Genomic DNA, 22,900 nt, shown 5'->3' on the forward strand with positions numbered 1-22,900 from the left:
CCGACAGCGTTTAGCCTGTGAGGCGTGACCACGCCGCCGTCGAACGTTCAGCTAGCGGTGTGGCGTGAACCCGAGCAGGTCTTCTGCGGATGGGCGCATCGGTACGAAAACGCGTTCTGGCTGGATGCCGGCCCCGGCGCGACCTCCGGGCGGAGCTGGGTCGGCATCGGTGAGCCCGTCGCTTCGGATGCTGTCGAGCGGGTGGTCTTGCGGGGGAGTGCTGCCGAGGACGACTCGCGCTCGGATGAGCGTGGCCCGCGGCCCGGGGCATGGGTTGGCTGGTTCGACTACGACGCCGGTGCGCGGCGGGCGGGGGCGCCGTCGTTCCCGGACTCGGGCGGCGACGCCCGATGGATGCAGGTGCGCGTTGTCGTCGAGTTCGACCATGCGGCATCCATCGCGACAGTGTTTGCGGCGGGTGGCGCTGGAGAGCTCGCTGCCGAACTCCTGGACCTCCAGCATCCGGGTGAGATTCCGCAGCCGACGCCGGTCGTCTCGTCGGCACGACACGACGCGACAACCTACGCGGCCCTGATCGAGCAGTGCCGCGAGCAGATCCGCCTGGGCAACGCGTACCAGCTGTGTCTCACGACGCGATTCGAGGTGGAAGGCGTCGACGATGCTCTCGCTGCCTACCGGCGCCTGCGACGTGGCGTCAGCGCTCACCACGGCGGCTTCGTGCGGATCGCGGACCGAGCGCTCCTGAGCGCGAGTCCCGAGCAGTTTCTCGAGGTCGACCGCGGCCGCATCCGGACTCTCCCGATCAAGGGAACCCGTCCCCGCTCGGCTGACGCGGAAGTCGATGCCGAACTCGCCGAAGATCTGCGCACGGATGTCAAAGAGCGGGCCGAGAACGTCATGATCGTCGATTTGATGCGCAACGACCTCTCGCGCATCTGCCAGACCGGCACCGTCACTGTCGAGCGACTCTTCGACGTCGAGTCCTATCCAGCCGTGCATCAACTCGTGAGCACGGTTGCGGGCGACCTCCTCCCCGGACTCGAGGTGGGCGAGCTTCTCGGCGCGACATTTCCTGCCGGCAGCATGACGGGCGCGCCGAAGCTCTCGGCGATGTCGATCCTGCACCGACTCGAGGGTGCGCCGCGGGGTCTCTTCGCCGGATGCTTCGGTTGGATCTCGCCCCAGGGAGACCTGGATCTGGCGATGGTCATACGCTCGATCGTCATCGAGCAGGATCACGCCTATGTCGGCGCTGGCGGCGGTATCACCTGGCTCTCGCAGGCATCGTCGGAAGTCGCGGAGGTCGTCGTGAAAGCGCGCGGACCACTCGCCGCTCTCGGCGCATCAGTCCCGCCGAGCTGGGCGACAGCCGCCCCGGGCGCGTGATTCCAGGCATCCGGTAGCCTGGATGGTGCGCTTTCGCGCCTCTTCCCTGCATCCCGATTGGTACCCGTTACGTGAGTCAGATGGCCCCTACCGACACCGTTGCCGCCCACGGTCCCGAAGGCGGGTATGACCCGCAAGCGGTCCAGGCCAAGTGGCAGGAGCGCTGGGCGGCCGCCGATCCGTTCCGCGCGGGCGGGACCGATGACACGCGTCCACGCAAGTACGTGCTCGCGATGTTCCCGTACCCGTCGGGTGACCTGCACATGGGGCACGCCGAGAACTACCTCTACTCCGACATCGTCGCCCGCAGCTGGCGCCACCGGGGCTACAACGTGCTCAACCCGATCGGGTGGGACTCATTCGGTCTGCCGGCAGAGAACGCGGCGATCAAGCGCGGCGCCGACCCTCGCGAGTGGACCTACGCGAACATCGACCAGCAGAAGGCCGGTTTCCGTTTGTACGGGGTCTCGTTCGACTGGAACCGGGTACTGCACACGAGCGACCCGGAGTACTACCACTGGAACCAGTGGCTGTTCCAGCGGCTGTTCGAGCGCGGCCTCGCCTACCGCAAGGAGAGCCCGGTCAACTGGTGCCCGGTCGACCAGACGGTGCTCGCGAACGAGCAGGTCGTGGATGGTCACTGCGAGCGCTGCGGCGCTGAGGTCATCAAGAAGAAGCTCACCCAGTGGTACTTCCGTATCACCGACTACGCCGATCGCCTGCTCGATGACCTGAACCAGCTCGAGGGCTTCTGGCCCCACAAGGTCATTCAGATGCAGCGCAACTGGATCGGCCGTTCGGTGGGCGCAGACATCGACTTCGAGATCGAGGGTCGTGCCGAGAAGGTCACGGTCTTCTCGACCCGCCCCGACACGCTGTACGGCGCAACCTTCATGGTTGTCGCTCCCGACAGCGATCTGGCTGCGGAACTGGCATCCGGCTCAACGCCCGAGGTACGGATGCGGTTCCAGGACTACCTCGAGACCGTGCAGAAGCAGACCGAGATCGAGCGTCAGAACACGGATCGCCCCAAGACCGGCGTGTTCTTGGACCGCTACGCGATCAACCCGATCAACGGTGAGCGTCTGCCGATCTGGGCCGCCGACTACGTGTTGGCCGACTACGGCCACGGCGCGGTCATGGCGGTTCCGGCACACGATCAGCGTGACCTCGACTTCGCGCGCGAGTTCGGTCTCCCCATCCGTGTTGTGGTCGACACGACGGCACCTGCCACCGGCGCGATTCCGGTCATCGCTGACGACCGGCCGCTGTCGGAGGATGCCGATGACATCGAATCGATCGATCCCGCGAAGACGGGTGTGGCGCTCACCGGTGAGGGGCGTCTGATCAACTCCGGGTCGCTGGATGGGCTGAGTAAGCGCAATGCCATCACGCGGATCACCGAGGAGCTGGAAGCTGCCGGAACCGGTCGCGCGTCAAAGTCCTATCGGCTGCGCGACTGGCTCATTTCTCGCCAGCGCTTCTGGGGAACGCCGATCCCGATGGTGCACACCGAGGACGGTCGGATCGTGCCGGTGCCCGAGGATGAGCTGCCCGTGCGGCTTCCCGACGCTCACGGCCTCGACCTGGCACCCAAGGGCACGTCGCCGCTGGGCGCGGCATCCGAGTGGATGGCGACCACCGATCCCGAGACCGGTGCCGCGGCTCTCCGCGACCCCGACACGATGGACACCTTCGTCGACAGCTCGTGGTACTTCCTGCGATTCCTGTCTCCGGGCAACGGCTCGGTTGCCTTCGACCCGGCTGAGGCTCTGCGCTGGGCGCCGGTGGACTTTTACATCGGGGGCGTCGAGCACGCCATCTTGCACCTGCTCTACGCGCGGTTCATCACCAAGGTCCTCTTCGACATGGGACTTGTCGACTTCACCGAACCCTTCTCGAGCCTCATCAACCAGGGCATGGTCATTCTCGGCGGCACGAAGATGTCGAAGAGCAAGGGCAATCTCGTTCTCTTCCACGAGGAGCTCGCAACCCACGGTGCCGACGCGCTGCGCGTGGCTCTCGCCTTTGCGGGCCCCGTCGAGGACGACAAGGACTGGGCTGACGTTTCCACGACGGGTGCGCAGAAGTTCCTCTCGCGAGCGTGGCGCGTCGCGCAAGACGTCACGAGCGAACCGGATGTCGTGTGGGCTGAGGGTGATGTTGCGCTGCGCCGCATCACCCACCGCCTCTGGGCCGAAGCCCCGGGCCTGATCGAGCAGACGAAGTTCAACGTCGTCGTCGCTCGCCTGATGGAACTGGTCAACGCGATCCGGAAGACCATCGACACCGGTGCGGGACCCGCGGACCCCGCCGTCCGGGAAGCGGCCGAAGCCGTGGCGATGATTCTGGACCTGTTCGCCCCGCACACGGCAGAGGAGATGTGGGAAGCGCTCGGCTATGAGCCGTTCGTCGGACTGGTCGGGTGGCGTCAGGCTGATCCGACCCTGCTCGTCGAGGACACGGTCACGGCAGTTGTGCAGATCGACGGCAAGGTGCGTGCAACGCTCGAGGTCTCGGCCAAGATCGACGGTGCCGACCTGGAGGCTCTGGCTCGCGCAGACGAGCGGGTCGTTCGTTCGCTGGCCGGGCGCGACATCACCCGGGCCATCGTTCGCGCTCCCAAGGTCGTCAGCTTCAGCACGAACTGACGCCTTCCTCCCCACGGCAGGTTCGCGAGCGCTTCTGCACCGCCGAGGTCGACGCGTCGATCCCCGGTTGCGCCCTGCCTCTAGCGTCGCGGTGTGGGTGGGCTTGCGCGCGAGGATCGACGTCGCTGGGGCGTCGGTGCGGTCGTCATTCTCGCCCTCGGCGGCCTTGCGATCGCGGTGATCGTCGGGGTTGTTCGCGGTGCGGCATCCTCGCAGTCGATGACCCCGGCACCTGTCACGGTGGCGACGGCGTCCGCCTCGCTCTACGTTCACGTCTCGGGAGCGGTGAACGCGCCGGGGCTGTACGTGTTGCATCCCGAGGCGAGGGTCGTCGATGCCGTGGCTGCAGCAGGAGGATTCGCCGACGACGCTGAGGCTGCTGGAGTCAATCTCGCCCGACCCGTGTCCGACGGGGAACAGCTGATCGTGCCGAGGGTGGGGGAGGCACAGCCGGCGGGACCCGCGGGCGTCGCGGCCGACGGTCGGGTGAATCTGAACACTGCGGATGAGGGCGCGCTCGACACGCTGCCCGGCGTTGGACCCGCTATTGCCGGACGGATCATCGAGTGGCGGGAGGCAAACGGACGGTTCGCGAGCGTCGATGACCTGCTGTCGGTGTCGGGGATCGGACCCAAGATGCTCGAGTCCATTCGTGATCTCGTCACGGTGTGAGCGGGGCGTCGTGTGCTGAGCGGAGGGCGGCGCTGGCGTGCCGCGCGGCTCGTGCCGGCCGCGGTTGTGGCATGGGCGACGGCTTTCGTGCTGGTCAACGCACCTGCGCTCGCGCCGATGGCGGTCGTGGGCCTGGCGGTGGCTGGTGTCGGTGGGGGAGTTGTGCTTGCTGCGATCTCGCGACGGCCTGCGTCGACCGCGGCGTCGGAGGCTGGCGGCGTGTATCGGCGCTCCCTTGCGACGGCAGGCGTCTTGTCTGTTGTCGTTGTGGCGCTGGCGGCGGCAGCTGGGGTCGGCATCCATGTTGCGTTGGCCCAGCCTGGGCGGGATGCCGCGCTCGAAGCCTTCGGGAGCGGCTCGCGTGTGGTCGAGGTCGAGGCGATCGTTACCGGGAAAGTCGAGCCACGCGCTGGCGGCCAACGCGCGTTCGATGCCTCGATTCGACTCCTCGGAACCGATGGAGGTGCTCTCAACGGGTGGACTGACGCGGCAGTTCGTGTGTCGGGCGAGCAGGTCAGCAGCGGGCTGGATGTGGGCGCACGTGTACGGGTGAGTGGCACGAGCAGGCCAGCCTATCCGGGCGACCGGGCAGTCGTTCAGATCCTGGCGCACCAGACAGAGATCGTCGAACCGCCCACCGGCATCCTGCGCATCGCCGCCGACCTCCGGCAGTCGCTCGTACATGCCGCGGCGGGGCTTCCCGGCGGCGGGGGAGAACTTGTACCGGGGCTCGCGGTGGGCGACACGTCCGCGGTCAGTTCTCAGACGGATGCCGACATGAAGGCATCCTCGCTGTCCCACCTCACCGCGGTGTCGGGAGCCAACTGTGCGCTCGTCGTGGGGATCGCGTTTGTCGTTGCGGCTGGGCTGGGAGCGGGCCGCCGCGTGCGTGTGATTTCCGGTCTCGGTGCGCTCGTCGGGTTCGTCATTCTGGTCACGCCGGAGCCGAGTGTCGTTCGTGCCGCGATGATGGCCGGAATTGCCATGATCGCCGTTCTTCTGGGTCGCGCTGGCGCCGGTGTCGCCCTGCTGAGCGCAGCAGTCGTCCTGCTCCTGCTCTTCGACCCCTGGTTGGCGGGCTCCCTCGGGTTCGCGCTCTCCGTGGCCGCCACGGCGGCGCTTCTCACGCTCGCCCGTCCGCTCGCCTCGGGCCTGACACGTGTGATGCCCGCACCGCTGGCGCTTGCCCTCTCCGTCCCGCTCGCCGCGCAGCTGGCGTGCGGACCGCTATTGGTGCTCATCGATCCGTCGGTACCGCTGTGGGGAGTGCCGGCGAACCTGCTCGCAGCGCCCGCGGCCCCCGCAGCGACGGTGCTGGGTCTTGCCGCGTGCCTTGCCGCGCCGTTTCCCGTGCTCCAGAGCGGTCTGGCAGCACTCGCGTGGCTTCCGGCGGCGTGGATCGCCGGCATCGCGGATGTCGCGAGCGGGTTGCCCTTCGCGAGGATTCCCTGGGCGGATGGGCTTGTCGGTGCGCTCTCACTCGCTCTGGTGGGCGTACTCGTCACACTCGCGCTCGGCATACCCGGGCAGAATCGACGGTCCGCCCGCATCCGCCGCGGTTCGGCGCTCCTGCTCGCAGCTGTCGTCACGATCTTCACCTGCACCACGGTGGTCACCACGATCACGCAGAGATGGGGCATCCCCGGCGACTGGTCGATTCTCATGTGCGATGTGGGCCAGGGAGACGCGCTGCTCGTGCGTAGCGAGGGTGCGACGGCGCTCATCGATACGGGCCACGATCCCACGCTGATCAGCGCATGCCTCGACCGGGTCGGCATCACGCGCCTCGACCTGCTCGTGCTGACGCACTTCGACAAAGACCACGTGGGCGGCACCGAGGCGGTGATAGGTCGCGTCGGCACCGTACTGCACGGTTCGGCGGACGGAAGTGCCGACGAACGGCTCTTGGCAGATCTCGCGCAAGCTGGAGCGGAAGTGGTCTCGGCGCAGGAAGGCATGACGGGCACGCTCGGAGGCGCGCGATGGAGTGTGCTCTGGCCTCGCGCCACAGCGCTGTTTGCCCCGGGCAACGACTCGTCGGTGACGGTGAGCGTCGAAGGCGGTGGCGTGCCGCGGTCACTGTTCCTCGGCGATCTCTCCGCGGATCCGCAACGGATGCTGCGCGCGAGCATGCGTGGGGCCGTCGAGGTCGTCAAGGTGTCGCACCATGGCAGTGCTGACCAGGACCCGGGTCTGTACGAGCAGATCGCGCCGCGCATCGCGCTCATCGGTGTGGGAGCCGACAACACCTACGGGCACCCCACCGCAACGACATTGGCCATGCTGCAGGGCAGTGCCGTTGGGCGCACCGACCAGGATGGGATCGTCGCGGTCGTCGGGGAGGGCGAGACCCTCGCGCTGTGGCGCGAGCGCGCGGCGTCTGTCGTGGGCGGCGGATAGGCTTTCGGCATGGCCGCACCCCGTCGCTCGAGTTCTTCGAAGTCGGCGATCCGGCAGGTGCCGTGGCGGGATCCGCGTCCCGCGCCCATCGTGCTGGTGTCAGGTCCCGAAGACGTCTGTGCTGAACGCGCGATCGCGGGCCTGCGTGACTACGTGCGCGCCGAGGATCCGGCAGTGGAGGTGACCGACCTGCGCGCCGACGACTATGTCGCGGGAACGCTGCTGACCGTCACCTCGCCCTCCCTCTTCGGTGAGCCGCGCCTCGTGCGCGTGTTCGGGGTCGAGAAGGCATCCGACTCGTTCCTCACCGAAGCCCTTGCCTACCTCGAGGCGCCCCAGGAAGGCGCAACCGTCGTGCTTCGGCACACCGGCGCGAGTGTGCGAGGAAAGAAGCTGCTCGATGCGATTCGCAGCGGCGCGGCGGACGCCGTCGAGATCGCGTGCCCGGCGGTCAAACGGGATAGCGACCGGTACGACTTCGCCGCCGCCGAGTTCTCTTCCGCGAACAAGCGCATCGCGCCTGCCGCCCTCCGTGCCCTCGTCTCGGCGTTCTCCGACGATCTCACCGAGCTCGCCGCGGCGTGTCAGCAGCTCATCGCGGATGTCGATGGCGATGTCACGGAAGACATCGTTCGGCGGTATTACGGAGGGCGGGTCGAGACCACGGCCTTCGCGGTGGCCGACACTGCGATCGCGGGACGGTATGGCGAGGCGCTGATCACCCTGCGACACGCGTTGGCGAGCGGCGCCGACCCCGTGCCCCTCGTTGCGGCGATCGCATCCAAACTGCGCACCATGGCGCGCGTTGCCGGCCTGCGCGAGTCCTCCGCCGCGATTGCTGCTCGGATCGGCGTGAAGGACTGGCAGGTGGACCGGGCTCGTCGGGATCTCGCCGGCTGGAACGAGGAGTCCTTGGGTCGCGCCATTCAGGCGGCGGCACGAGCGGATGCCGAGGTCAAGGGTGCTTCACGAGACCCGATCTTCGCTCTTGAGCGACTCGTGACGGTTGTGGCAACGCGCAGCGAGTTCGGAAGCTGACGGTCGAAGAACGACAAAGCCCGCCCCGAAGGGCGGGCTTTGCATGAAGCGTGAGGCTCAGAGAGCCGCGACCTGCTTGGCGATCGCCGACTTGCGGTTCGCAGCCTGGTTGGCGTGGATGACGCCCTTGCTGACTGCCTTGTCGAGCTTCTTGGTCGCGGTGGCCAGAGCCTTCTCGGCGGCGGCCTTGTCGCCAGCGGCGACGGCCTCGCGGGTGCGACGCACCTCGGTCTTCAGCGCGCTCTTGACGGCCTTGTTGCGCTCGTGAGCCTTCTCGTTGGTCTTGTTGCGCTTGATCTGCGACTTGATGTTCGCCACGTGGAGACGTTCTTTCGTTCGAGTGATGGATGGACTGCCGGCGACGAGAGAGGGGCGTCCACCAGCGATCGTGAGGGTAAAACCCACACACAAGCCAATCAGCGAGTCTACCAGGTCTGTTCGATGGTCGTGAGCGCGAGGTTCAGGACCGCGTTGAACACTCGCGGTCGCATGGCCGTGACCAAGTGGCTCGTCCGCGGAACAACGATCAGTTCGGCATCCGGTGCGACCCGCGTGAACAGCCGCTCGTTGACCCGCAGCTGGTCGAACTGGCCGTTCACGAACCACAGTGGGACCTCGATCCGGCCGAGGGCCGACAGCAGGTCCAGCACCGACAAACTGCGAAGTGCCGTGTCTTGCGCGTCGAGCGCATAGCCCCCAGCGCCGAAGTCCGCCCGTGTCTCTGGTGGCAGCGTGGCATCCAGCACCCGTTCACTGAGCCACGCTCCGCGGTTCGGGAGCGAGTCGAACCCGCGGGCGAGAAGTCGATAGGTCTGCAGTGCGGCACCGCGCGGAATGGCCGTGCATGATGCGGCAATCAGGCCGGCGATCGGAGGGGCATCCTCTTGCCCGGCGTACTCGATCGAGAGCAGTCCGCCCATCGAGTGGGCGACCAGCAGGACGGTGCCGTGTTCCTCCGCGGCACGGCGCACGGCCTCATCGATCGTTGCGAACGCACCGTCGAGCAAGAACGTCTCGTTCATCCGCGACCCGTGCCCGGGGAGGTCGACGGCTGTCACGGGGTTACCGCGTTCGGTCAGGTACTGCTCTTGCGCCCGCCACATCGTGCGGGAGGTGCGGATGCCGTGAACGAGAACCACCGCGACCGCCATGTCGGTAGAGTAGCCCGCCGTCGCCGTGAGGCAAGGGGGATGCGACAGTGCGCACGCCGGTAGAATCGTGCGGATATGTCCCCCCGTGCCTCTACGCCGCTGCAGCCGGCAGCTACGCCGCCCGCGCAGATCCGCAACTTCTGCATCATCGCGCACATCGACCACGGCAAGTCCACCCTGGCCGACCGCATGCTGCAGATCACGGGCGTCGTCTCTGATCGCGACATGCGTGCGCAGTACCTCGACCGCATGGACATCGAGCGCGAGCGCGGAATCACCATCAAGAGCCAGGCGGTGCGGATGCCCTGGCAGACGGATGCCGGCACCTTCGCCCTCAACATGATCGACACTCCTGGTCACGTGGACTTCACCTACGAGGTGTCGCGCTCGCTCGCGGCGTGCGAAGGCGCGGTCCTGCTCGTGGATGCCGCGCAGGGGATCGAAGCGCAGACGCTTGCGAATCTCTACCTGGCGCTCGAGAACGACCTGCACATCATCCCGGTGCTCAACAAGATCGATCTACCCGCCGCGGACCCCGAGAAGTACGCGGCTGAACTCGCGAGCCTCATCGGCGGCGATCCGGCCGATGTGCTGCGAGTCAGTGGCAAGACCGGGCAGGGCGTGGAGGAGCTTCTCGACAGAATCGTCGCTGAGATCCCAGCCCCCACCGGTGACGCTGACGCGCCGGCCCGCGCAATGATTTTCGACTCCGTCTACGACGCCTACCGCGGCGTCGTGACCTACGTGCGGATGGTGGACGGCAAGCTCGAACCGCGCGAGCGCATCCAGATGATGTCGACCCGGGCAACGCACGATCTTCTGGAGATCGGAGTCTCCAGTCCCGAACCGACCCCGACCAAGGGCCTCGGCGTCGGCGAAGTGGGGTATCTGATCACCGGCGTGAAGGACGTGCGCCAGTCGAAGGTCGGCGACACGATCACGAACCAGCGCAAGCCGGCATCCGATGCCCTTCCGGGCTACACCGACCCCAAGCCCATGGTCTTCTCGGGCATCTACCCGATCGACGGCAGCGATTACGCCGATCTGCGCGAAGCGCTCGACAAGCTCAAGCTCTCGGATGCCTCACTGCAGTACGAACCCGAGACCTCGGTTGCGCTGGGCTTCGGCTTCCGCTGCGGGTTCCTCGGGCTCCTGCACCTGGAAATCATCACTGAGCGACTCTCGCGCGAGTTCGACCTCGACCTGATCACCACCGCGCCGTCGGTGACCTACACGGTCACAACCGACACCGGAGAGACTGTCACCGTCACCAACCCCAGTGAATACCCCGACGGTCGGGTTGCCGAGGTGTCGGAACCAGTGGTGAAGGTCGGCATCCTGTTGCCCAAGGATTATGTGGGTACGGTCATGGAGCTGTGCCAGTCCCGACGCGGGTCGCTGCTCGGTATGGACTACCTGAGCGAGGACCGCGTAGAGCTGCGCTACAACATGCCGCTCGGTGAGATCGTCTTCGACTTCTTCGATCAGCTCAAGTCCAAGACGCAGGGTTACGCGAGCCTGGACTACGAGCCGGCTGGGTCGCAGACCGCCGATCTCGTGAAGGTCGACATCCTCTTGCAGGGTGAGAAGGTGGATGCCTTCAGCTCCATCGTCCACCGCGACAAGGCGTATGGGTACGGCACGATGATGACTGAGCGCCTCCGCAAGCTCATCCCGCGCCAGCAGTTCGAAGTGCCCATCCAGGCCGCCATCGGGGCGCGGATCATCGCCCGCGAGAACATCCGCGCGATCCGTAAGGACGTGCTGGCCAAGTGCTATGGCGGTGACATCACCCGCAAGCGCAAGCTGCTCGAAAAGCAGAAAGAGGGCAAGAAGCGCATGAAGATGGTCGGTCGCGTCGAGGTCCCCCAGGAGGCGTTCATCGCAGCGCTCTCGGGGGACGTCGAGGGTAAAGACAAGTAGTCTGATCGCCATGCGCCGCGGAACCTTCCGGGACGAGACCGTCGACTATGCAGCAGTCGGGGCCACACAGGCTACCGACCTCATGCAGTACCCGCCGGAGAAGAGCGTCCCCGCCGAGGAGTCCTGGCGGATCGGTAGCGGTCAGGCACGATTCGAGTCGGCGACCGAGTCGCTCTTGTCATGGGCGCCGCTGCGCGGGGCCGGGTTGTCGTTGGCCGACATCCGTCCGGCATCCGGGTCCGGCTACGCCGGCGTCGCGTACGACTCGGATGGCGCGCCGATAGCGCCGTCGCGACGCGACGCCGAGCAGCGTTTCGACGCCGAGGGCACTCCGTATGTCAGCGCCGGCGCTACAGTGCATGTCACCGGCCGGCTCAGCGGCTACCGCGCGGATGCCGAACTGCGCGTCATTCTGGCCGTCGAAGAACCCCGGCGCACGGCTTATGCGCTCGGCACCGTGGGCGGCTCTGTCGTCAGCGGCGAGGAGCTGTTCCTGGTCGAGTGGCGCGATAACGACGAGGTCTGGTTCACCGTGCGCGCATTTGACCGTCCCGTATCGACGCTGTACCGGCTGGTACCGCGCTTCGTCCGCGGGCGGCGGCGACGGCTCTTCCGGGCCTACCTGACGGCGGTATCGCCGCTGTTCGCTCCCTGATGGGCGCAGCGCTTCCCCTCGGCGATCCCGTTCCGCGCGACGGATCGCTTCCCGGGGCGGTCATCGACCCCACCGCCCCGCTGTCTGCATACGTCCATATTCCGTTCTGCCGCGTCCGCTGCGGCTACTGCGACTTCAACACCTACACGGCCGAGGAGTTGCGTGGCGCGCGCCGCGAGGACTATGCGGGGACGCTGCTTCGAGAGATCGACCTCGCGTCGGGCGTCCTTTCTGCCCATCCGAGGCCACTGAGCACGGTGTTCTTCGGCGGGGGAACGCCGACGCTGCTTCCTGCCCGCGACCTCGCAGTCATTCTGGTAAGCCTGCGGGATCGCTTCGGGCTCGAGCCGGATGCCGAGGTCACCGTGGAGGCGAACCCCGACACTGTCACACCTGAGGTCACCGAGGAACTGGCCGGTGCGGGAGTCACGAGGTTGTCGATCGGGATGCAGTCAGCGGTGCCGGAGGTGCTTCGGACGCTCGACCGGACGCACCGACCCGAAAACGTTGCGACGGCGGTGCGCGCCGCACGAGACAGTGGTCTGGCAGTAAGTGTCGACCTCATCTACGGCGCGCCAGACGAGACCCTCGATCACTGGCGACGCAGCGTCGAGGCCGCCCTTGCGCTGGAGACTGACCACATCTCGGCATATGCGCTGATCGTCGAAGAGGGCACTGCGCTGGAGCGCCGCATCCGACGCGGAGAACTCGCCACACCCGACGACGATCTGCAGGCTGCCATGTACGAGCACGCTGACACAGCGTTCGAGGAGGCCGGCTACGACTGGTACGAGGTGTCCAACTGGGCGAGGACCCCCGCCGACCGTTCGCGGCACAACCTTGCGTACTGGCACGGCCACGACTGGTGGGGTTTCGGTCCTGGCGCCCACAGCCACGTCGGAGGCGTGCGGTTCTGGAATGTCAGGCATCCTGCTGCCTACGCGCAGCGGCTCGCTGCCGGCGATTCACCGGGGGCGGGCTTGGAGGTCCCCGATGAGGAGGCGCGACTGCTCGAGCGCGTGATGCTGCGGGTGCGTACGGTGGAGGGTCTGCCGGTTTCGCAGCTGGCATGGCAGAGCCGACAAGCCGTTGCCGGTCTCGTCGCGGATGGACTCGTCGACGGTCGCGAGGCGGTGCGGGGGACCCTTGTGCTCACTCGTGCCGGGCGACTGCTGGCTGACGCGGTAGTCCGCGCGCTGACCGCGTGATCCAGGGCGTGGGGGAGAGGCATCCGCTAGAATTGGCACTCTGAGGATGTGAGTGCCAGTGCCACGTCGAGCCGCTGTAACGGCCGACGCCGGATGCGGAAGGAGGCGACATGGTCAGCGAGCGTGGGCTTCAGGTCCTGCGGGCTATCGTGCAGGACTACGTCGATACCCGCGAGCCCGTCGGAAGCAAGGCCATCGTCGAGCGTCACGCGTTCGGCGTATCAGCGGCCACGATCCGCAACGACATGGCGCTTCTCGAAGACGAAGAACTCATCGCGGCACCCCATACCTCGTCGGGGCGCGTCCCGACCGACAAGGGCTACCGCGTCTTCGTCGACCACCTCGCCGAGATCCGGCCCCTTTCACCGGCCCAGCGCGCAGCCATCGCGAGCTTCCTGCAGGGGCCCGGAGACCTGGATGACGCTCTGGCGCGAACGGTGCGGGCACTCACACAGCTCACCGGCCAGGTGGCCATCGTGCAGTATCCCTCGTTTGCCAAGGCGACCATCACGCACGTTGAGCTCGTGGCACTTGAGCCCACCCGGGTGCTTGTCATCGTCGTCACCGATACGGGACGTGTGTCACAACGCCTCGCGCTTCTGACCGTGGCCCTCGACGAGTCAGATCTCGCGCGCGTTCGCGCCGAGGTGTCGACACTGCTTGTCGGCCGCAGCGTCCGTCAGGGGGCGAAGCGCGTCGAGGAGCAAGCAGACAGTGACGTGCGCACCGCCCACCAGTCGGCGGTCACCGAGATCCTTCGAGTCGTGCAGGAGGAGCTTGACGAGTTCCGTCAGGATCGGCTCGTGATGGCTGGCGCGGCAAATCTCGCGCGTCGCGAGAGCGACTTCCGCGGAAGCATCTACCCGCTTCTGGAGGCGATCGAAGAGCAGGTGACGATCCTTCGCCTGATGGGGGAGATGGTCGCCGATGACAACGGGCTCGCAGCCAGCATCGGACGTGAGAACGAGGCGTTCGGGCTGTCGGAGGCATCCGTCATCGCAAGTGACTACGATGCGACGGGCGCGCGGGCACGCGTCGGGCTGATGGGCCCGACTCGAATGGACTATCCCAGCAACCTCGCGGCGGTACGTGCAGTAGCGCGCTACCTCACGGGGCTGCTCGCCGAGGACGAAAAGGGCCGATGAGCCCGTACGAACTGCCCGCGACAACACGCGGGATGCAGAAAGGTGACCGTGGCTGACCACTACGAGGTCCTTGGCGTGTCGCGAGACGCGTCGCCCGAAGAGATCAAGAAGGCATATCGCCGCCTGGCCCGAGAGCTTCACCCGGATGTGAACCCGGGGGAGGACGCTGCCGAGCGGTTCAAACTCGTCACGCATGCCTACGACGTGCTCAGTGACCCGCAGCAGCGCCAGCGCTACGACATGGGCGGCGGCCAGAACGGTGGTTTCGGCGGAGCCGGCGACTTCGGTGGCTTCAGCGACATCTTCGAGAGCTTCTTCGGGGGAGGGGGCGCTGCTCGCGGCGGGCGCCCGCGGTCTCGCAAAGAGCGGGGCCAGGATGCGCTGGTTCGCGTCGACCTCGACCTGAAGGATGTCGTTTTCGGTGTCCATCGCGACATCGACGTCGACACCGCCGTCATGTGCGAGACCTGCAATGGTTCCTGTACGCAACCCGGAACGACGCCGGTTCGCTGCGATATCTGCCATGGCACGGGCCACATCCAGCGCACCGTACGAAGCCTCCTTGGCAACGTCGTCACCTCCCAGCCGTGCGGCACATGTCAGGGGTACGGCACGACGATCCCCTATCCGTGCGCGACGTGTCAGGGGCAGGGTCGCGTTCGGGCTCGTCGCACTGTGTCGATCGACATTCCGGCCGGTGTTGACACGGGCCTGCGCCTACAACTTCCCGGATCGGGTGAAGTCGGACCGGGCGGCGGCACGCGGGGCGACCTGTACATCGAGGTCTCTGTCGCGACGCATCCGGTGTTCAGCCGCGAAGGTGACGACCTGCTCGCAACCCTCGAAGTCTCGATGCCGGATGCCGTTCTCGGCGCGGCCACGACGATCGAGGGCCTGGACGGACCGGTGGACCTCGAGGTGCGTCCCGGTGTTCAATCAGGCGACGTGCTGACCATCAAGGGTCGAGGCATCACACCGCTGCGTGGCAATTCACGCGGTGATCTGCGCGTGGGTGTTCATGTGGTCACACCGACGAAGCTCGACGCCAAGGAACGGGCTCTCATCGAGGAGTTCGCCAAGCGGACGAAGGCACCTGCGCCCCACCTGGCTGAATTCCATCAGGGTCTGTTCTCGAAGTTGCGCGATCGGTTCCGGAACGGCTGATCGTGCCGCTTCACTTCGTCGTCGACGAACGACTGGACGCCGAGACCGGCCAGACCGTGACCCTCACTGGTGCTGAGGCGCATCACGCAGCCACGGTACGTCGGGTCCGTGTGGGGGAGACCGTGACGCTCGGTGACGGCGCCGGCGTGTGGATCGAAGGCACGTGCGAGGCAGTCGCGGCGCGCGAGGTCGTCGTGCGTGTCACGAACCGGGAGGACCTACCCCGCCCATCCGTGCGGATCGAACTCGTCCAGGCGCTCGCGAAAGGCGACCGCGACGAACTGGCGGTCCAAGCGTCGACGGAACTGGGCGCGGATGTCATCACGCCCTGGCAGGCTGCCCGCAGCGTGTCGCGCTGGGACGCGGCCAAGCGTGAGAAGGGCGTCGCCCGCTGGCGCCAGATCGCACGAGAAGCGGGCAAGCAGGCGCACCGCGCGTGGCTTCCCGAGGTCGGCGCGCCGGTGACGACGGTGCAGTTGTGCGCGCGGGCAGCGACGACCCGGATGCTCGTGCTCGAGCCGACAGCGACGGTACGCCTGACCGAGTGGAAGCCCGAGCAGACCGACGGTCGCGACATCGCCCTGGTCGTCGGACCTGAAGGTGGGATCGACGCCGGCGAGTTGAACTCACTCGAAGCTGCCGGCGCGACGCTCGTGCGCTTGGGTGACCACGTCCTGCGTACCTCGACGGCAGGTCCCGCAGCGATCGCGGTGCTCAGCGCCAGCCTCGGCCGGTGGTGACTGTACCGGCGGTAGCTGGGCCCGTGGGAGAGGCCGTCGGTAGACTGAGAGCATGACCGAGCCCTCCGTCTTCACTCGTATCCTGCGTGGCGAGATTCCCGCAGAGATCCTCAGCGAGACCGAGAACGTGTTCGTCATCCGCGATATCGCTCCGCAGGCGCCGCTGCACCTGCTTGTGATTCCCAAGACCGCCGAATACCGCGATGTCACCGAGCTTGCCGCGGGTGATCCTGCGTTGCTCGCCGAGATGGTGGCCGTGGCCAAGGATGCCGCTGCAGAGCACGGCAGCGGTGATTTCCGACTGGTGTTCAACACCGGGTCTGGCGCGGGGCAGACAGTCTTCCACGTGCATGCCCACGTGCTCGGCGGCGACCTCGCAGAAGGCAGTCTCGGTGGCTGATCCGGACAGCCGCGCGGAATCCGAAGATCGCGTCACGGAGCGGTTGTTCGCCGACGGTGTCGCCATGGTCCAGCTTCTGGGGCCGCAAGACCGGCTGCTGCGCGTCGTCGAGCGCGAGCATCCGGATGTCGACGTACACGTCCGCGGGAACGAGATCACCCTCGCCGGCAGTGCGGTGGCTGTCGCTGCGGCACGGGAACTCGTCGAAGAACTGCTCACCATGACCCGCACCGGCCACGATCTGGCACCAGCGGATGTCTCCAGCTCGAACCGTATCCTGCGAAGCGATGGCAACCCGCGTCCGTCCGAGGTGCTCGGCGAAGCGATTCTCTCGAGCCGTGGTCGAGTCATCCGTCCCAAGACGCTGGGGCAAAAGTCCTATGTGGATGCGATTGAGCAAACGACGATCACGTTCGGGATCGGGCCGGCCGGTACGGGCAAGACCTATCTGGCCATGGCCAAGGCCGTGCAGGCGCTGCAGCGCAAAGAGGTCAGCCGCATCATCCTGACCCGGCCCGCCGTCGAAGCCGGCGAGCGCCTCGGTTTTCTTCCTGGAACGCTGACCGACAAGATCGACCCGTACCTGCGTCCGCTCTACGACGCGCTCAACGAAATGATGGATCCAGAGATCGTGCCCAAGCTCATGGCGACGGGCACGATCGAGGTTGCCCCCCTCGCATACATGCGCGGCCGCACGTTGAACGACTCCTTCGTTGTTCTGGACGAAGCTCAAAACACCACCCCCGAACAGATGAAGATGTTCCTGACTCGCCTGGGCTTCAACACGAAAATGGTGGTCACGGGCGACATCACGCAAATCGACCTGCCCCAGGGGGCGTCGGGTCTGCGCCTGGTGACGAAGGTGCTGAGCAGGATCGACGACATCCACTTCGCATACCTCACGAGCGATGACGTCGTGCGCCACTCGCTTGTCGGCAGGATCGTCGACGCCTACTCCGAGTACGACGAGCAGCGACTGTCAGCAAAGCGGGAACGCGACGAGGCGAGCGAACTCAGCAATCGTGCTGAGCGCCGAGGGGCGAGCCGCCCTTCCGGTCCGCGCGATCACATGCCCAAGCGAGGACGCCGATGACGATCGAAATCACCAACGAGTCCGGAATCGACGTCGACGAGACAGTCCTGCTCCGGCTCACAGAGAACAACCTCGCTGAGTTGTTCGTCAGCCCGGATGCCGACCTCGCGATCCTCCTGGTCGACGAGGGCGCGATGGAGTCGCTGCACGTCCAGTGGATGGACGAACCGGGTCCCACGGATGTTCTCAGCTTCCCCATGGATGAGCTGCGTCCCGGTACCGAAGATGCGCCGACTCCCGAAGGTCTGCTGGGCGACATCGTGCTGTGCCCGCAGGTCGCTGAGAGTCAGGCTCAGGCTGCCGGTCACTCCACGATGGACGAGCTGATCCTGCTCACGACCCACGGACTCCTGCACCTGCTCGGCTTCGATCACGCCGAGCCGGCGGAGGAACGCGAGATGTTCGCCCTCCAGCGAGACCTCATCGTCCGATTCCACGCGGCCGAACGCCGTCGTCTCAAGCCGTGACCGCGGCCCTGCTGCTTGCCGCAGCCGCCCTCCTGGTCGCCTTCGGTGGTCTGATGGCGGCTGTGGATGCAGCGCTCGGTGTGACCTCCCGATCCGACCTCGAGGAGATGAGCCAGAGCGGTAGCAACGCTGCGTTCATCCGCGGAATCGCCAATGATCCCGCGGCGCACGCCAACGCCGCGGGCTTCATGCGTGTGCTTTCTGAGACCACCGCAGCGGTGCTGGTCACTGTCGCGCTGTCGATCCTCTTCGACAGCATCTGGTGGGCGATGCTCGCTGCCGCGATCATCATGACGGGAATCTCGTTCGTCGTGGTCGGGGCGAGCCCGCGAAGCGTCGGCCGGCTGCACGCCAAGGGGCTGCTCCGGGGGGCTGCCCCCGTCATCCGCGCGATGCGCATCGTGCTGGGCCCGCTCGCTCACGGTCTGGTCGCGCTCGGCGACCGCGTGACGCCCGGTGTTGCCCGCGGCTCGTCGTTCGCCTCCGAAGAGCAGCTGCTCAGCATGGTGGATGAGGCAGCATCGCAGGACCTCATCGAGGAGGACGATCGCGAGCTCATCCACTCCGTGTTCGACTTCACCGACACCTATGTGCGGGCGGTCATGATTCCGCGCACAGAGATGGTGACTGTCGACGCTGACACGACGACCAAGGACGCGATGGAGCTGTTCCTCGACAAGGGAGTCTCGCGCGTTCCGGTCGTCGACGACGAAGCCGATGACGTCATCGGGATGCTCTACCTCAAAGACCTGGTGCAGTTCGCGTACCGCGATGAGGCAGGATGGCGCGCTGCTGCGATCTCACAGCTCGCGCGACCTGCCGTGTTCGTGCCCGAATCGATGCGAGCCGAGACTCTGCTGCAACAGATGAAACGGGAAGCCGTGCACGTGTGCATGGTGGTGGACGAGTACGGCGGGGTCTCGGGCCTCGTGACCCTCGAAGACCTGATCGAAGAGCTGGTCGGCGAGATCGCCGACGAGTTCGACCCGCGGGCCACCGAGATCGCCGAAGTCGCAGAGGGACGCTATCGCGTGAGTGCCCGACTGGGACTTGCGGAGGTCGGTGAACTCTTCGACCTCGATCTCGAGGACGACGAGGTCGATTCGATCGGGGGACTGTTGGGCAAGCAGCTCGGCAAGGTGCCGCAGCCCGGAGCGGTGACGGATTTCGAGGGTCTGCGAATCACCGGCGGGGCCTCCCGCGGCAAGGGCCGTGGCATCACCACCGTGTTTGTGGAGCGCATTCCGCCCGCGACCGACGCGGAAGACCACTCAGCTACTGACGATGAGGACTCGGCTGCGACAGTCGAGAAACCATCTGAACGGAAGGTGCGCTCGTGAGCGACAGCGATTTCCGGTCCGGGTTCGTGACGTTTGTGGGACGCCCGAATGTCGGCAAGTCCACGCTCATGAACGCCCTCGTCGGCGAAAAGATCGCAATCACGAGCGACAAGCCGCAGACCACCCGACGGGCCATTCGCGGCATCCTGAACCGCCCCGGCGGGCAGATCGTGATCGTCGACACTCCAGGTCTCCACCGCCCGCGCACGCTCCTCGGCCAGCGCCTCAACGATCTCGTCGAAGAGGTTCTCGGAGATGTTGACGTGATCGCCTTCTGTGCTCCCGCGACCGAGAAGGTCGGCCCGGGAGACCGCCGCATCGCCGAGTCTCTCGACGGGTACGCGTCGGCGAAAAAGATCGCCCTGGTGACCAAGACTGACGTCGCCTCTCGCGACCAGATCACGGAGCGGCTGATGGAGGTCGACGCTCTGCGTGAGGACTGGGCAGCGGTGATCCCACTCTCGGCGGTCACAGCCGATCAGCTCGGGGTTCTGGCTGACGAGATCCTGAAGCTGCTACCCGAAGGCCCAGCCCTCTATCCCGCCGACGTCGTCACCGACGAGTCCGATGACGACCGGATCGCCGAGATCATCCGGGAGGCGGCGCTCGATGGCGTGCGGGATGAGTTGCCGCACTCCATCGCCGTCGTCGTGCAGGATGTCGAACCCCGCGAGGACTCGGACCTGATCGACGTGTACGCCGACATCGTTGTCGAGCGCGACAGTCAGAAGGCGATCATCATTGGCAAGAAGGGGTCGCGACTCGCACGAGTCGGTGCCACTGCCCGTGAACAGATCGAGCCGCTCCTCGGGTCCCGTGTCTTCCTGTCACTGCACGTCAAGGTAGCGAAGGACTGGCAGCGAGACTCGAAGCAGCTCGGTCGCCTCGGCTTCTGAGATCACGTGCAGAGCACGCTTCTCACCCGAGTGAGCGGAGGGCCGACTGGATGATCACGACGTCGTCGCCATACTGGGCATCCGCAGCGTCCTGCAGGGTGCCGTCATCCCAGATCACCTGTGCCCAGACGTATCCGTCCTGCGTCCATGTCGCGAGTAGAAGATCGCCGAGAGCAGTCGGTAGTTCGCTCGCGATCTCGTCCAGTTCGGCAGCCGGTGTTTCACCCGAGACGCCTCCCGTCGGGTCCACCGGCCGAATCGGATCGTAGAGAGCGAGCATGATCGGCGGCTGAGTTGCGGTGAACACATCGCCATCGAAGGTTCCGAAGACCGCGTAGGTACCCCATCTCGTACCGCCGGATTCCTCGAAGCCGTCGACACCGTCCCAGCTCCAGCCCTCGAGCGGCAGCCCGTCGCACTGCGGCGGATAGGACTCGGCGATCGGCCCGAGGCAGAGCGTCACGTCTCCGGCGACATCCACAACGGTGCCGGTGCCGACCACGTCGCCGTGCGGCGGACTGATCTGCGCAGTCGCCAGCGAGCCGCCGGATGCACCGGACCCGCTGGCGCATCCGGCGGTGATCAGCAAGAGCGTTGCCGCGGCGAGCGCGGCGGTACCGAGACGAGTCGTAGTCCTCATAGTGAGAGAGTGTCGACCGCGCGGCAAACGTCTCGAAGTCGGTAGAGCAGATTGCTGATAACATCGCCATATGCGTGCACTCTCGCTTCTTCTTAGCTGCCGCGGCGGGGCCATCTAGGGCCTACCTCGTCGCGGAGCTTCGTGTCGGCCCGTTCACCTCGAGCCAGAAGCAGGAAGAGCGACACCATGAAGAACACTCAGCAGCCGTCGGGGATGCCGACGCACAAGTACGTTCCCTATCACGAGCAGATCCGCGTGTCGGTTCCCAACCGCACGTGGCCCGACGCGAAGATCACGCAGGCGCCGCGGTGGTGCGCGGTCGACCTGCGCGATGGGAATCAGGCGCTCATCGATCCGATGAGTCCCGAGCGCAAGCGGATCATGTTCGATCTGCTCGTGAAGATGGGCTACAAAGAGATCGAGGTCGGCTTCCCTTCCGCGAGCCAGACCGACTTCGACTTCGTGCGTCACCTGATCGAAGACGATGTCATCCCGGATGACGTCACTATTCAGGTCCTGACGCAGGCGCGCGAGCACCTCATCGAGCGGACGTACGAATCCATCCGTGGCGCAAAGCGCGCGATCGTGCACCTCTACAACTCCACGAGCATCCTGCAGCGCGACGTCGTGTTCCGCACCGACAAGCAGGGGATCATCGACATCGCGCTCGCAGGTGCTCGTCTGTGCCGCAAGTTCGAGGCGATGGTTCCCGACACCGAGGTCTTCTACGAGTACTCGCCCGAGAGCTACACCGGCACCGAGCTCGAGTTCGCGGTCGACGTGTGCAACCAGGTTCTGGAGATCTTCGAGCCGACGCCCGAGCGGAAGGTGATCATCAATCTGCCGGCGACGGTTGAGATGGCAACGCCGAACGTCTACGCCGACTCCATCGAGTGGATGAGCCGCCACCTGAACCATCGCGAGAACGTCTTGATTTCGCTGCATCCGCACAACGACCGCGGCACCGCGATCGCCGCAGCCGAGCTCGGCTACATGGCAGGCGCGGACCGCATCGAGGGATGTCTGTTCGGAAACGGCGAGCGCACCGGAAATGTCGACCTGGTCGCACTGGGCATCAACCTGTTGACGCAGGGAGTCGACCCCCAGATCGACTTCAGCGACATCGACCAGGTCAAGCGCACCGTCGAGTACTGCAACCAGCTGCCCGTCCACGAACGCAGTCCGTGGGCTGGCGACCTCGTCTTCACCGCCTTCAGCGGGTCGCACCAGGATGCGATCAAGAAGGGCTTCGAGTCGATGGATGCCGCCGCCGTGGCGCAGGGGGTCTCTGTGGACGAGCTGCTGTGGGCTGTGCCGTATCTGCCGATCGATCCCAAGGATCTCGGCCGCTCCTACGAGGCCGTCATCCGCGTGAACTCGCAATCGGGTAAGGGTGGCGTCGCTTACCTCTTGAAGACCGACCACGCCTTGGACCTGCCGCGTCGACTGCAGATCGAGTTCTCGGGCGTCGTGCAGGCAAAGACGGATGCCGAGGGCGGCGAGGTCACGAGCGACCAGATCTGGTCGATCTTCACCGACGAATACCTGCCGAGCACGGTTGCCGACGAGCGCTGGGGCCGGTTCGAGTTGCTCTCGACGCGCACCGAGAGCGACATGACCGGTGACGTCGTCCTCGACGTACGGCTGCGTGATGGTGATTCGGAGATCTCGGCTCGCGGGAACGGGAACGGACCGGTTGCCGCGTTCTTGGCGGTGCTGCGCGAACAGGGGTTCGACGTCACCGTGTACGACTACGTCGAGCATGCTCTCAGCGCCGGCGGTGATGCCCAGGCCGCGGCCTACGTCGAATTGCAGGTCGAAGGCGAGCGCCTGTGGGGTGTCGGTATCGACGGCGACATATCGACGGCGTCACTCAAAGCCATCGTCTCGGGCGTGAACCGTGCGATCCGCGTCCGCGAGGAGTCCGGAACTCTCGCGGCCGTCTGACAGCCGAGTGCACGCGGGGGTGG

The 22,900-nt window shown here is 66.3% G+C and carries 20 protein-coding genes; 17 read left to right on the forward strand and 3 right to left on the reverse strand.

Annotated features, from left to right (window positions below; all coding sequences use genetic code 11):
• Positions 1-24 precede the first annotated feature (24 nt).
• From ACQVDU_RS03250 to holA, 5 genes are all read left to right on the forward strand, one after another.
• Positions 25-1,347 carry an anthranilate synthase component I family protein gene (locus tag ACQVDU_RS03250; RefSeq protein WP_366945391.1) on the forward strand — a complete coding sequence of 441 codons (1,323 nt, stop codon included), beginning with the start codon at positions 25-27 and terminating at the stop codon, positions 1,345-1,347.
• 80 nt (positions 1,348-1,427) lie between these two features.
• On the forward strand, positions 1,428-3,998 hold the full coding sequence (gene leuS / locus ACQVDU_RS03255; RefSeq protein ID WP_443476240.1) for a leucine--tRNA ligase: 2,571 nt from the start codon (positions 1,428-1,430) through the stop codon (positions 3,996-3,998).
• Positions 3,999-4,091: 93 nt separating this feature from the next.
• Positions 4,092-4,670 (forward strand): ComEA family DNA-binding protein, encoded by a 579-nt coding sequence (locus tag ACQVDU_RS03260; RefSeq protein WP_300591039.1) that lies wholly within the window; start codon positions 4,092-4,094, stop codon positions 4,668-4,670.
• Positions 4,671-4,682: 12 nt separating this feature from the next.
• Entirely contained in the window at positions 4,683-7,070 is a 2,388-nt protein-coding gene (locus ACQVDU_RS03265) for a ComEC/Rec2 family competence protein (protein ID WP_443476241.1), read from the forward strand.
• 9 nt (positions 7,071-7,079) lie between these two features.
• Positions 7,080-8,108 carry a DNA polymerase III subunit delta gene (holA, locus tag ACQVDU_RS03270; RefSeq protein WP_443476242.1) on the forward strand — a complete coding sequence of 343 codons (1,029 nt, stop codon included), beginning with the start codon at positions 7,080-7,082 and terminating at the stop codon, positions 8,106-8,108.
• A gap of 57 nt (positions 8,109-8,165) precedes the next feature.
• On the opposite strand, the gene rpsT is transcribed toward holA, so the two are convergent.
• Both rpsT and ACQVDU_RS03280 read right to left on the reverse strand, forming a co-directional pair.
• Positions 8,166-8,426, reverse strand: coding sequence for a 30S ribosomal protein S20 (rpsT, locus tag ACQVDU_RS03275; protein WP_300591042.1), 261 nt, complete (start codon positions 8,424-8,426; stop codon positions 8,166-8,168).
• Between the two features lie 107 nt (positions 8,427-8,533).
• Positions 8,534-9,259 (reverse strand): alpha/beta fold hydrolase, encoded by a 726-nt coding sequence (locus tag ACQVDU_RS03280; RefSeq protein ID WP_443476243.1) that lies wholly within the window; start codon positions 9,257-9,259, stop codon positions 8,534-8,536.
• Between the two features lie 75 nt (positions 9,260-9,334).
• On the opposite strand from ACQVDU_RS03280, the gene lepA reads away from it, so the two are divergent.
• The 11 genes from lepA (at position 9,335) to era (ending at position 20,290) form a co-directional block, all read left to right on the forward strand.
• Positions 9,335-11,182 carry a translation elongation factor 4 gene (gene lepA / locus ACQVDU_RS03285; protein ID WP_363495106.1) on the forward strand — a complete coding sequence of 616 codons (1,848 nt, stop codon included), beginning with the start codon at positions 9,335-9,337 and terminating at the stop codon, positions 11,180-11,182.
• Between the two features lie 10 nt (positions 11,183-11,192).
• A complete protein-coding gene (locus ACQVDU_RS03290) occupies positions 11,193-11,837 on the forward strand; it encodes a DUF1990 family protein (RefSeq protein ID WP_300594398.1) in 645 nt (214 codons plus the stop codon).
• Positions 11,837-13,045 carry a radical SAM family heme chaperone HemW gene (hemW, locus tag ACQVDU_RS03295; RefSeq protein ID WP_300594401.1) on the forward strand — a complete coding sequence of 403 codons (1,209 nt, stop codon included), beginning with the start codon at positions 11,837-11,839 and terminating at the stop codon, positions 13,043-13,045. Before ACQVDU_RS03290 ends, hemW begins: the two co-directional genes overlap by 1 nt.
• A 110-nt stretch (positions 13,046-13,155) precedes the next feature.
• Complete coding sequence (gene hrcA / locus ACQVDU_RS03300) at positions 13,156-14,190, forward strand: heat-inducible transcriptional repressor HrcA (protein ID WP_363495104.1); 1,035 nt, start codon at positions 13,156-13,158, stop codon at positions 14,188-14,190.
• Between the two features lie 48 nt (positions 14,191-14,238).
• On the forward strand, positions 14,239-15,354 hold the full coding sequence (dnaJ, locus tag ACQVDU_RS03305; RefSeq protein WP_292709373.1) for a molecular chaperone DnaJ: 1,116 nt from the start codon (positions 14,239-14,241) through the stop codon (positions 15,352-15,354).
• Positions 15,355-15,356: 2 nt separating this feature from the next.
• Positions 15,357-16,094, forward strand: coding sequence for a 16S rRNA (uracil(1498)-N(3))-methyltransferase (locus ACQVDU_RS03310; protein WP_443476244.1), 738 nt, complete (start codon positions 15,357-15,359; stop codon positions 16,092-16,094).
• Between the two features lie 52 nt (positions 16,095-16,146).
• Positions 16,147-16,494, forward strand: coding sequence for an HIT domain-containing protein (locus ACQVDU_RS03315; protein ID WP_300594410.1), 348 nt, complete (start codon positions 16,147-16,149; stop codon positions 16,492-16,494).
• 64 nt (positions 16,495-16,558) lie between these two features.
• The gene (locus ACQVDU_RS03320; RefSeq protein WP_443476390.1) at positions 16,559-17,587 is read left to right on the forward strand and encodes a PhoH family protein; all 1,029 of its coding nucleotides are present in this window, start codon (positions 16,559-16,561) and stop codon (positions 17,585-17,587) included.
• Positions 17,584-18,054, forward strand: a complete 471-nt coding sequence (ybeY, locus tag ACQVDU_RS03325) for an rRNA maturation RNase YbeY (RefSeq protein WP_228178927.1) — start codon at positions 17,584-17,586, stop codon at positions 18,052-18,054. The genes ACQVDU_RS03320 and ybeY overlap by 4 nt, the downstream gene beginning before the upstream one ends.
• Complete coding sequence (locus ACQVDU_RS03330; protein ID WP_443476245.1) at positions 18,051-19,394, forward strand: hemolysin family protein; 1,344 nt, start codon at positions 18,051-18,053, stop codon at positions 19,392-19,394. The genes ybeY and ACQVDU_RS03330 overlap by 4 nt, the downstream gene beginning before the upstream one ends.
• The gene (gene era / locus ACQVDU_RS03335; RefSeq protein ID WP_443476246.1) at positions 19,391-20,290 is read left to right on the forward strand and encodes a GTPase Era; all 900 of its coding nucleotides are present in this window, start codon (positions 19,391-19,393) and stop codon (positions 20,288-20,290) included. The genes ACQVDU_RS03330 and era overlap by 4 nt, the downstream gene beginning before the upstream one ends.
• Positions 20,291-20,312: 22 nt before the next feature.
• On the opposite strand, the gene ACQVDU_RS03340 is transcribed toward era, so the two are convergent.
• On the reverse strand, positions 20,313-20,930 hold the full coding sequence (locus ACQVDU_RS03340) for a hypothetical protein (protein WP_443476247.1): 618 nt from the start codon (positions 20,928-20,930) through the stop codon (positions 20,313-20,315).
• Positions 20,931-21,116: 186 nt separating this feature from the next.
• Between ACQVDU_RS03340 and leuA the strand changes: the two genes are divergently transcribed.
• Positions 21,117-22,877: a 2-isopropylmalate synthase gene (gene leuA, locus ACQVDU_RS03345; protein WP_443476248.1), complete on the forward strand. Its 1,761-nt coding sequence runs from the start codon at positions 21,117-21,119 to the stop codon at positions 22,875-22,877.
• Positions 22,878-22,900 lie beyond the last annotated feature (23 nt).

This window comes from Microbacterium sp. F2 (assembly GCF_052274505.1).
Taxonomy (GTDB): Bacteria; Actinomycetota; Actinomycetes; order Actinomycetales; family Microbacteriaceae; genus Microbacterium.

What these genes read in the sequence shown, in the direction of transcription:
- ACQVDU_RS03340 (WP_443476247.1), bottom strand. Translation starts at nt 20,930, where the DNA reads ATGAGGACTACGACTCGTCTCGGTACCGCCGCGCTCGCCGCGGCAACG.
- ybeY (WP_228178927.1), top strand. Translation starts at nt 17,584, where the DNA reads ATGACGATCGAAATCACCAACGAGTCCGGAATCGACGTCGACGAGACA.
- hrcA (WP_363495104.1), top strand. Translation starts at nt 13,156, where the DNA reads ATGGTCAGCGAGCGTGGGCTTCAGGTCCTGCGGGCTATCGTGCAGGAC.
- ACQVDU_RS03315 (WP_300594410.1), top strand. Translation starts at nt 16,147, where the DNA reads ATGACCGAGCCCTCCGTCTTCACTCGTATCCTGCGTGGCGAGATTCCC.
- ACQVDU_RS03280 (WP_443476243.1), bottom strand. Translation starts at nt 9,259, where the DNA reads ATGGCGGTCGCGGTGGTTCTCGTTCACGGCATCCGCACCTCCCGCACG.
- holA (WP_443476242.1), top strand. Translation starts at nt 7,080, where the DNA reads ATGGCCGCACCCCGTCGCTCGAGTTCTTCGAAGTCGGCGATCCGGCAG.
- hemW (WP_300594401.1), top strand. Translation starts at nt 11,837, where the DNA reads ATGGGCGCAGCGCTTCCCCTCGGCGATCCCGTTCCGCGCGACGGATCG.
- lepA (WP_363495106.1), top strand. Translation starts at nt 9,335, where the DNA reads ATGTCCCCCCGTGCCTCTACGCCGCTGCAGCCGGCAGCTACGCCGCCC.
- ACQVDU_RS03290 (WP_300594398.1), top strand. Translation starts at nt 11,193, where the DNA reads ATGCGCCGCGGAACCTTCCGGGACGAGACCGTCGACTATGCAGCAGTC.
- ACQVDU_RS03320 (WP_443476390.1), top strand. Translation starts at nt 16,559, where the DNA reads ATGGTCCAGCTTCTGGGGCCGCAAGACCGGCTGCTGCGCGTCGTCGAG.
- leuS (WP_443476240.1), top strand. Translation starts at nt 1,428, where the DNA reads ATGGCCCCTACCGACACCGTTGCCGCCCACGGTCCCGAAGGCGGGTAT.
- leuA (WP_443476248.1), top strand. Translation starts at nt 21,117, where the DNA reads ATGAAGAACACTCAGCAGCCGTCGGGGATGCCGACGCACAAGTACGTT.